Source organism: Marinobacter sp. L-46 (assembly GCF_056859535.1).
The window spans coordinates 20,758-29,823 of the sequence record NZ_JBSXOP010000017.1 but is presented as its reverse complement, the minus strand read 5'-3'; the positions used below and the strand labels follow the sequence as shown (position 1 = coordinate 29,823).

Below are 9,066 nucleotides of genomic sequence, written 5' to 3'. Positions count from 1 at the left end.
GCCTATTCCTGCGCACTTGATGATTGAACGCCGGGTTGCCGCTTCGGTTCACACCACAAACCTGAAAGACAGTTTTTGCCAAGTCGATTCCGATTAGGGTAACGTTCATCTGAACACCTCTTGTTGTTGACCTATTGATTTCGCACATCTAATAGTGGCGCTTTGACGCCGATCTCAACAAGAGGTGTTCATCCCATCATCCATGTGCGCTTCTCTCCGGCCATCCATGGCCTACGAAATTTTTGGACAGGCCCTTCCAGCACCAACTCCCATACTCTCTAGTCAGCTGTTCAAAAAACCAAATCTAGCTGGCACATCCTTAATGCCTCACGGCATAGAGTGTTTTCACCCGGTCATCCCTCTCCGCAGTCTGAAGGAGCGGGTGGGTTGGGGGTTCTGAAAATTTGCGGAGCCATGGATGGCGGAGCAGAAGCGCCACAGGGATGTGCCGTAAGGAGCGGTTTTCAGAACCCCCAACCCACCCGCTCCCATCACCAATACTGGCGGCCAAGACGAACACCCTGCTCCCAACCAAGAGGCCAGGAGAACACAGGCTCCCAGGCCCGAACCAACGTCAGGACTTGTACTTCCGGAGCTCCAACCGGGCCACCATAGCCCGATGAACCTCGTCCGGGCCATCGGCCAATCTCAGAACCCGAGCGTAACCGAACAACGCCGTCAGCGGGAAATCGTCGTCGCTGACGCCGGCACCGCCGTGAATCTGAATCGCCTCATCCACGATCTGCTGCAGCATCTTCGGCACCACTGCCTTGATCATGGACACTTCCTGCAAGGCGCCCATGATGCCCTTGGTGTCCAGCGCCCAGGCGCATTTCAGGGTCAGCAGCCGTGCCTGTTCGATGTTCATTCGGGCGTTAGCGATGATATCCGGGTTGCCGCCTAGTTTGGCGATCGGGCGGCCGAAGGCTTCGCGGGTCATGGCGCGTTTGATCATGATCTCCAGGGTGCGTTCGGCGGCGCCGATGGCGCGCATGCAGTGGTGTACGCGGCCCGGGCCAAGGCGGCCCTGGGCGATTTCGAAGCCGCGGCCGGGGCCGGCGATGATGGCGCTTTTGGGCAGGCGTACGTTGTCGAACAGTACCTGGCCGTGGCCATAGGGCTCGTCGTAGGCACCGAAGACCGGCAGCATGCGCTCAACGGTGATGCCCGGGGTGTCGAGCGGCACCAGCACCATGGAGTGACGGCGATGTTTCTGGGCGTCCGGGTCGGTTACGCCCATGAAGATGCCAACTTTGCAGTCAGGGTGGCCGATGCCGGTGCTCCACCATTTGCGGCCGTTGAGCACGACTTCGTCGCCTTCAACGGTGGCGGTGGCTTCCATGTTGGTGGCGTCGGAGGAGGCCACGGCCGGTTCGGTCATGCAGAAGGCGGAGCGGATTTCGCCGCTCAGCAGTTTCGGCAGCCACTCGGCTTTCTGTTCTTCAGAGCCGTAGTGGATCAGCACTTCCATGTTGCCGGTGTCCGGCGCGTTGCAGTTGAAGATTTCCGGGGCGATGAAGCTGCGGCCGGTTTCTTCGGCAATCAGGGCGTAGTCGGAGTTCAGCAGGCCGCAGCCGTATTTGTCGTCCGGGAAGAACATGTTCCACAGGCCCTGGGCCTTGGCTTTCTCCTTCAGTTCCTTGATGACCGGCAGTACTACCCAGCGGTTATCCTGGGAGGCAAGCTCCTTGTGGTACTGCTCTTCGATGGGATAGATCTCGTCGCGCATGAATTTTTTCACGCGGTTGAGGTAATCCTGGCCTTTCTCGGAAATGTTAAAATCCATGGTGCAGCTCCTCGCGCTTGCCTGCCCCGTTGGGGGCGCACTTTCAGTCAGATGGCAAACAGTCTAGGAGCCGATGCTCTATTACGCGACTGAATTGTTCTTATCATTTATCATTAGTGTTACTAATTCAGACAACGGATTCCCATCATGGCCCTGAATCGACTGGACCTGAACCTGCTGCACGTTTTCGACACCATCTACCGGGAAGGCAGCCTGACCCGTGCCGCCAAGGCCCTGCACCTGACCCAGCCCGCCATCAGCCATTCCCTGGCCCGGTTGCGGGATCACTTCAACGATCCGCTGTTTACCCGCCAGGGTAACCAGATGGTGCCCACGCCGCTGGCTCGGAGGTTTCTGGAGTCTATGCGCCCGGGGCTGAACCAGGTCCAGAGTGCGGTGAACCAGTTCCACGCCTTTGACCCGGCCACCCAGCGTAAAACCTACTCGCTCGGTTTGCGGGATGTGCTGGAGTCCACCTTTCTGCCTCAGTTGATGAACCGGCTGGAGCCTTACCCGGAAATGGAAATCGTCAGCCAGCGGATTCCGCGGCGGGATATGGAAACCCAGCTGGCAGCCGGCAAGCTGGACTTTGCCATTGATGTGCTGCTGCCGGTGAGCAATCACACCAGCCATGAACTGCTGAGGCAGGACAGGCTGGTGGTGCTGGCCCGTGAAGGGCACCCCGTGGTGAAAAGGGGGCTGGATATGGACGCCTACCTGGCGGCGAAACACGTGCTGGTGTCGTCCCGAACCGAGGGGCCGGGCATTGAGGATTTCGAGCTGTCACGCCGTGGCGTTCGCCGCAATATCCGCCTGCGATGCCAGCATTACTATGCCGCCTGCCGGGTGGTGGAAAATTCAGACCTGCTGCTGACCATGCCGGAAACCTATGCCCGGATTATCGCCGAGCGTTCCGATATTCAGGTGATGAGCCCGCCGGCACAGCTGCCGTCGTTAGACGTGCACCTGTACTGGCACAAGGCCTATGAAGGCGAACCGGCGCTGGTGTGGTTCCGGGATCTGCTGCGGAGCCTGTCGGGGAATCAGTAAGCCCCCACCAGCATCAGAAAACCGAAGAAGCCGGTGGCGGTAATGCCCAGAGACACCGCCACAATCCCGAACCCCCACCAGATGGCGGCGCCATCGGAAATGTTCACACCATGGCCCCGCAGGGTGCGGTAGAAAGCCCAGGGGCCCAGTACAAAGGCACCCACCACGGCAAACACCAGCCCGATGGCAATACCGGCAAAGGTCCAGGTGGCCAGCACCATGGCCCGGTCAGAGGTCTGGTCGGTTACATCGTGGTGCTCCAGGAACTTCTTGCAGAAGAACCACACCAGGGCAAACAATGCGGCCACAAACACCAGGCCGCCAATCAGGGTCATTATCCGGTACAGCATGTGGGCATCCTGTTAAAACATGATCAATCGGGGAACACCGGCTCCGGCAGGCACTCGAATCCGGGCCGGGCGAACAGATAGCCCTGATACAGCACAATGCCCTGGGATCGCAGCCAGTAATACTCTTCGGGCACTTCCACCCACTCAGCCACAATCTGGCTGAGTAAGCCGTTCCAGAAATCAATTACCTGCCACTATAGCCAGCATGTCTTCAGGGGTAAAACAACAAATCCGGAAACACGGCTTTGCCACTGGCATCTGACCTGCCGGGAACTACACTGTCGGTGTTGCATCACACCCTACAGCAAAGCATGAAGGAGGTTCGGGAATGGCTCAGACCGCTCGCATCGCCGTTACCCCCGGTGACGGCATTGGCCCGGAAGTGGTGGCAGAAGCCGTCCGCTGCCTGGAAACCCTGCGTGCAAAGCACGACCTGGCCCTGGAGTGGACACGGTTTCCCTGGCCCTCACACGCCTGGCATGAGGAATATGGCGAAAGCTGGCCGAAGGACGCCCTGCAGCAACTGAAAGCCTACGACGCCATTCTGCTGGGCGCGCTGGGAGACCCCGGGCCGATCGATGACACCAACCGTTACCTGCTTTCAGACAGCGTGTCCCTCGCCCCCCTGCTGGAGATGCGCAAAGGCTTTGACCAGTGGGTGTGCGAACGCCCGGCCCGGTTACTGCCCGGCGCCCGCCAGTACCTGAAAGATGACCGCGCCAGGGACATCGACATGCTGGTGATCCGCGAAAACAGTGAAGGCGAGTATGTCAGCCAGGGTGGCCGCCTGCGCCAGGGCACGCCGGATGAAGTGGCGACCCAGATGGAAGTATTCACCCGCCGGGCCACCGAGCGGATTATCCGCTACGGTTTCGAGCAGGCCCGCCAGCGCGCCGCCGAGCGCGTTCAGGACGGCCGCACCCGCAGCTTCCACCGGTACGACGGTTCCACCTGTGAAAGCCAGGTGTGCCTGATAACCAAGCGCAATGCCCTGCGTTACTGGGGCGACATGTACACCGAGGTGTTCGAGGACATCGCCCGGGAATACCCGGATGTGGCCACCCACCACGAGCTGGTGGATGCCGCCTGCATGAAGTTTGTATCCAGCCCGTGGGCCTTTGACGTGGTGGTGGCCAGCAACCTGCAGGGCGACATCCTGACTGACCTGGCCGCAGTGATCTCCGGCGGCATGGGAGTGGCCCCCTCCTGCAACCTGAACCCCACAGACCCGGACATGCCGTCGATGTTCGAGCCTACCCACGGCAGCGCCCCGGATATCGCCGGCCAGGGCATTGCCGACCCCACCGCCATGCTGTTCACCACCGCCCGCATGCTCGACTGGCTGGGCCGTAAAGACCCGACCCTGGCCCAGGCCGGCAAAGAACTGTTCGATGCGGTGGCGGCAGACCTGGCCGAACACGGCGGAGACCGGCGCGCCACCCGTGAAATCGGCGACGCTATTTGTAAACGGCTGGCCCCGTGACTAGGCTGCAATAGAGAGCTGTTCCATTCACTTCGGGAGGTATCCATGACCGACCACAAAGGCAAACTTTCTCCCCTGCTCAAGCAGGCTACCGGCATCACCGCCGCCAAGGGCGAAGGCGCCTACATTGTTGATACAGACGGCCGTCGCTACCTGGATTTCACCTCGGGTATCGGGGTAACCAGTACCGGCCATTGCCACCCGAAAGTGGTGGAAGCCGCCCAGAAACAGGTGGCCACCATGATTCACGCCCAGGCCACCACGGTGATGAATCCCCGGTTACCGGAGTTGGCGGAAAAACTCGGTGCGCTCACACCAGATCCGCTCAATGCCTTTTTCTTCTCCAACGCCGGCACCGAAGTGGCCGAGGGGGCCATCCGGCTGGTACGGCAGGTAACCGGCCGGCCCAACATCATTGTGTTCCATGGCGGATTCCATGGCCGCACCATGGGCTCGCTGTCCATGACCACCTCCAGCGTCGGCCTTCGGGCCGGGGTCAGCCCGATGATGGGTGGTGTCGTGGTTTCCCCCTTCCCCCACGCCTTCCACTACGGCTGGAGTGAAGACGAAGCCACCGATTTCTGCCTGAAAGAACTGGACCGCATCTTTGTCACCTATTCCGCCCCGAAAGAAACCGCTGCCATGCTGATCGAGCCGGTTCAGGGGGAAGGTGGCTACGTGCCCGCCAATGCCCGCTTTATGCAGGGGCTGCGGGAACGCTGCGACAAGCACGGCATCATGCTGGTATTCGATGAAGTTCAGGCCGGCTTCGGCCGCAGCGGCAAGTTCTGGGCCCACGAGCACTTCGGGGTAACGCCGGATGCCATCATGATTGCCAAGGGGCTGGCCAGCGGCTTCCCGATTTCCGCGCTGGCGGCGTCTGAGGAAACCATGGCCAAGGGCTGGCCCGGCTCCCAGGGCGGCACCTACGGCGGTAACGCAGTGGCTGCAGCCGCGGCCATCGCAACCATCGAGGTGATCCAGGAAGAAGGCCTGGTGCAGAACGCCGACCGCATGGGCAAACGCCTGTGGGACAACCTGCATAACCTGAAGAAAGACTACCCGGACATGGCCGATGTGCGTGGCAAGGGCCTGATGATCGGGGTGGAAATGCGCCGGGGCGAATGCCCGGACGGCGAGCGGGCCGGCAAGATTCTCAAGGAATGCGAGAAGCGGGGCCTGCTGATGCTGCGCTGCGGCCCCTACCAGGAAATCGTACGCTGGCTGCCGCCGCTGATCGTCAACGAACAGCAGATTGACGAGGCGTGCGGAATCTTCGAGGAAGCCCTTAAAGCCACCGCCTGATCCTTAAACCGGCAACAACGAAAAACGCCAGGCGGGAAACCACCTGGCGTTTTTTATGGATGCCGGTCAGCGATCGAGGCAGGTTACTCCGCCATTACAAACTCCAGCCGGCCCGGGGCGACCCGGATATCCATGGGCACCAGGCCGAACATGCGCTGGGCGGTATCGGTTTCATCCAGCCGGTATACCGGCATGGTTTCCAGCATCTGGGCCACCACCCGCATCACGGTATCGGTAACCGGCGCCAGGTCGCCTTTGAAGAAGGGTGAATCAATAGAGCTTTCCAGCAACTGCAGCCGGCGGATATACACGGCTTTTTCCTGGCTGTCGTAGACCGGGGCACCTTCCACTTTCAGGGCCAGGTCTACCGGCAGCCTGGTCATCAACGCATTCAGGGCCACCTGCCCTTTCAGATCGATGACCGCCACATCGCGACCGTCCGGCCCCAGGGTAATATCCGCATCACTCAGGCTCAGGCTGAGCGGCGAGCCGCTGTTCAGCTGCTCACGGTCGTACTTGGCCACGGCATTTTTCAGGTGGCCTTCGATTTCACCTTCGGAAATGGAATACGGGGAAAAGCTGGCACAGCCGCTGACCAGCACCACGGCAAACAGCGCAGCCAGTCTCAGGAAAGGTTTCAATACGTCCGTCATAAGTCAGTCTCCTCGGAAATGCCACTATAGTGCGGCATCTCCGGGGCACTGACAACTTAAACTCCGGTATCAGAACTGTTGCTTGGCCATCCAGGGAATGATCCGGTCGAAGGCTTCATCCAGCCGCTCACAGGGAGTGGAGAAGCTGAAGCGCAAGGCGTTGGTGCAGCTTTCGCCAAAGGCATCCCCGGGCACGGCACAAACGCCGGTTTCCTTGAGCATCCGCAAGGCTACATCAGAGCCGTCCACATGGGGCGGCAGGTTCGGGAAGGCATAGAAGGCGCCGCCGGGCTTGTAGCCGGTGAGGTATGGCGTCTGGTCAATCAGGTCCACAATCTTGTCCCGCCGCTCCCGGTATATATCCACCATATCCTTTACGCATTGCTGGTCGCCGTTCAGTGCGGCCACCCCGGCAAACTGGGCGGGTGTGTTGGCCACCGACGTGGTGAACATGTGATACCGGCGCAGGGACTTGATAGCGGCCTGGCTGGAAATCACCCAGCCTACCCGCAGCCCCGCCATGCTGTAGGTTTTGGAGAAGCTGCTGATGCACATGATGTTGTCCAGGTCCATAGAGCAGTTGAGCACACTGGCAAAGTCATCGTCATCAAACAGCATGTGGTCGTACACCTCGTCGGCGTACACCTGGATGCCCCGGTAGGCGCATTCTTCCAGGATCGTCTCCACGGTACTGCGAGGGTAAACCGCGCCGGTGGGGTTGTTCGGGTTGTTCAGGATCAGCGCGAAGGTGCGCGAGCCCATGGCCCGGATCACTTCATCCGGGTCCAGCTGGTGGTCGTTCTCTGCCCGGGTCGGGATGAACTTCACCTCGCCCCCGGTCATGCGGATCAGTGGCGCGTATAGCAGGAACGACGGGTCCGTCACGATGAACTGCCGCCCCGGGGCCGAAGTGGCGGAAATGGCCAGGTACATGGCCTCGGTGGCGCCGCTGGTCACCAGGATGTTATCGCGGGTGAGTTTGCGGTTATATCGTTTGCCATAATAGTCCCGCAGCGCTACCAGCAACTCCGGCAGGCCGGCGTCCATGGTGTAACCGGTCTGGCCTGCATTCAGGGCATCCACATAGGCGTCGATAATATGTTTCGGCGTTGGCAGGTCCGGCTGGCCGATGGAAAGATGGATTACATCCTTCATGGTGGCTGCCATATTCACAAGGCGGCGAATGCCGGATACCGGGATGGCCTGCATGGCCGGGTTCCAGCTGGCCTTCGCCTTACGGTACTTCATTTTCCGCGGCTTGGACTCACCTGTGTCCTTGTTCACCGGGTCTGCCATATGCACCTCCACGCATCAGGAAATAAAGGCCTGATTGCAGCGTAGTCACGAAAAATGAGAGGTACAAGGAAACCGCCAACATTGACCCCGGCCGGCCCCGCTACCAGACTATAAAAAGACCATTAAACGCCTTCAGCAATCTCCGGAGTTGAAATGACCGAATCCCACCAACCGGTTATCACTGTTCTGACCGCCCCGGGCGAAGATGCCCCGGCCGGCATCGAAGCCGTCAAGGCACGGGCCGAAGTGCGCTTTGCCTGGGACGAACAAACCCTGCGGGACACCCTGCCCGGAACCGACGTGATGATGGTGACCGACTTCCGCACCGAAGCGCTGGAAGCCGCCTGGCCCGCCGCAGACCGCCTGCAATGGATTCACGCCACCAGTGCCGGGGTAGATGCCCTGATGTTTCCGGCGTTGATCAAGAGCGATGTTATCGTCACCAACGCCCGGGGTATTTTCGACCGCACTATTGCCGAATATGTATTGTGCAGCATTCTGATGTTCGCCAAGGACTTTCCCCGCTCCATCCGCCTTCAAGACAAGCACCAGTGGCAGCACCGGGATACCGAGCGGGCAGAAGGCAAGCAGGTGCTGGTGGTGGGCGCGGGCTCCATCGGCCGGCAGATCGGCCGGCTGGTGAAGGCCATCGGCATGCACCCCCACGGCATTGCCCGCACGCCCCGAAAGACAGACCCGGATTTTGAAGCGGTGCACGGCAATGACGAACTTTATGACCAGCTTCGGCACGCGGATTTTGTGGTGATTGCAGCACCGCTGACGCCCCAGACCGAGGGGTTGTTTGATACCAAGGCCTTTGCGGTGATGAAGAAATCTGCCCGCCTGATCAACATTGGCCGTGGGCCGATTGTGAAAACCGGGGACCTGGTGAAGGCGCTGGATGAAGGCGAGATTGCCGGGGCGGCGCTGGATGTGTTCGAGGAGGAGCCGTTGCCGTCTGATCATCCGTTGTGGGAGCGGGAGAATGTGATTATGACGGCGCACATGGCGGGCGATTTCATCGGCTGGAAGCGGGCGCTGACCGATCAGTTTCTGGAGAACTTTGACCGGTGGCACCAGGGGGGGGAGCTGTTTAACCTTGTTGATAAAGAGCTCGGGTATGCGGGGGACAAGAAATAACGT

General features: G+C 60.3%; 9 protein-coding genes and 1 pseudogene. 4 read left to right on the top strand and 6 right to left on the bottom strand.

Annotated elements, in window-relative coordinates:
* Positions 1-109 (bottom strand): annotated as a pseudogene (locus AC13DJ_RS00955) (IS110 family transposase); the annotation flags it as partial.
* 465 nt (positions 110-574) lie between these two features.
* Complete coding sequence (locus AC13DJ_RS00950; RefSeq protein WP_482932846.1) at positions 575-1,786, bottom strand: acyl-CoA dehydrogenase family protein; 1,212 nt, start codon at positions 1,784-1,786, stop codon at positions 575-577.
* Positions 1,787-1,933: 147 nt separating this feature from the next.
* Between AC13DJ_RS00950 and AC13DJ_RS00945 the strand changes: the two genes are divergently transcribed.
* Entirely contained in the window at positions 1,934-2,836 is a 903-nt protein-coding gene (locus AC13DJ_RS00945; RefSeq protein WP_289102717.1) for a LysR family transcriptional regulator, read from the top strand.
* Here AC13DJ_RS00945 and AC13DJ_RS00940 read toward each other — a convergent pair.
* Together AC13DJ_RS00940 and AC13DJ_RS00935 are read right to left on the bottom strand one after the other, a co-directional pair.
* Entirely contained in the window at positions 2,830-3,186 is a 357-nt protein-coding gene (locus tag AC13DJ_RS00940) for a hypothetical protein (RefSeq protein ID WP_094624698.1), read from the bottom strand. The two genes, AC13DJ_RS00945 and AC13DJ_RS00940, sit on opposite strands and share 7 nt — an antisense overlap.
* A 23-nt stretch (positions 3,187-3,209) precedes the next feature.
* Positions 3,210-3,338 (bottom strand): hypothetical protein, encoded by a 129-nt coding sequence (locus AC13DJ_RS00935; protein WP_482932845.1) that lies wholly within the window; start codon positions 3,336-3,338, stop codon positions 3,210-3,212.
* A 176-nt stretch (positions 3,339-3,514) separates the two neighbouring features.
* On the opposite strand from AC13DJ_RS00935, the gene AC13DJ_RS00930 reads away from it, so the two are divergent.
* Together AC13DJ_RS00930 and AC13DJ_RS00925 are read left to right on the top strand one after the other, a co-directional pair.
* Complete coding sequence (locus tag AC13DJ_RS00930) at positions 3,515-4,669, top strand: isocitrate/isopropylmalate dehydrogenase family protein (RefSeq protein ID WP_482932844.1); 1,155 nt, start codon at positions 3,515-3,517, stop codon at positions 4,667-4,669.
* A 45-nt stretch (positions 4,670-4,714) separates the two neighbouring features.
* Complete coding sequence (locus AC13DJ_RS00925; RefSeq protein WP_022988604.1) at positions 4,715-5,974, top strand: aspartate aminotransferase family protein; 1,260 nt, start codon at positions 4,715-4,717, stop codon at positions 5,972-5,974.
* An 83-nt stretch (positions 5,975-6,057) separates the two neighbouring features.
* On the opposite strand, the gene AC13DJ_RS00920 is transcribed toward AC13DJ_RS00925, so the two are convergent.
* A complete protein-coding gene (locus AC13DJ_RS00920) occupies positions 6,058-6,627 on the bottom strand; it encodes a YceB family lipoprotein (RefSeq protein ID WP_289102722.1) in 570 nt (189 codons plus the stop codon).
* A gap of 69 nt (positions 6,628-6,696) precedes the next feature.
* A complete protein-coding gene (locus tag AC13DJ_RS00915) occupies positions 6,697-7,923 on the bottom strand; it encodes a pyridoxal phosphate-dependent aminotransferase (protein ID WP_022987986.1) in 1,227 nt (408 codons plus the stop codon).
* Positions 7,924-8,076: 153 nt separating this feature from the next.
* Here AC13DJ_RS00915 and AC13DJ_RS00910 point away from each other — a divergent pair, with 153 nt between their 5' ends.
* Positions 8,077-9,063 carry a D-2-hydroxyacid dehydrogenase gene (locus tag AC13DJ_RS00910; protein ID WP_474540213.1) on the top strand — a complete coding sequence of 329 codons (987 nt, stop codon included), beginning with the start codon at positions 8,077-8,079 and terminating at the stop codon, positions 9,061-9,063.
* Positions 9,064-9,066: the final 3 nt, after the last annotated feature.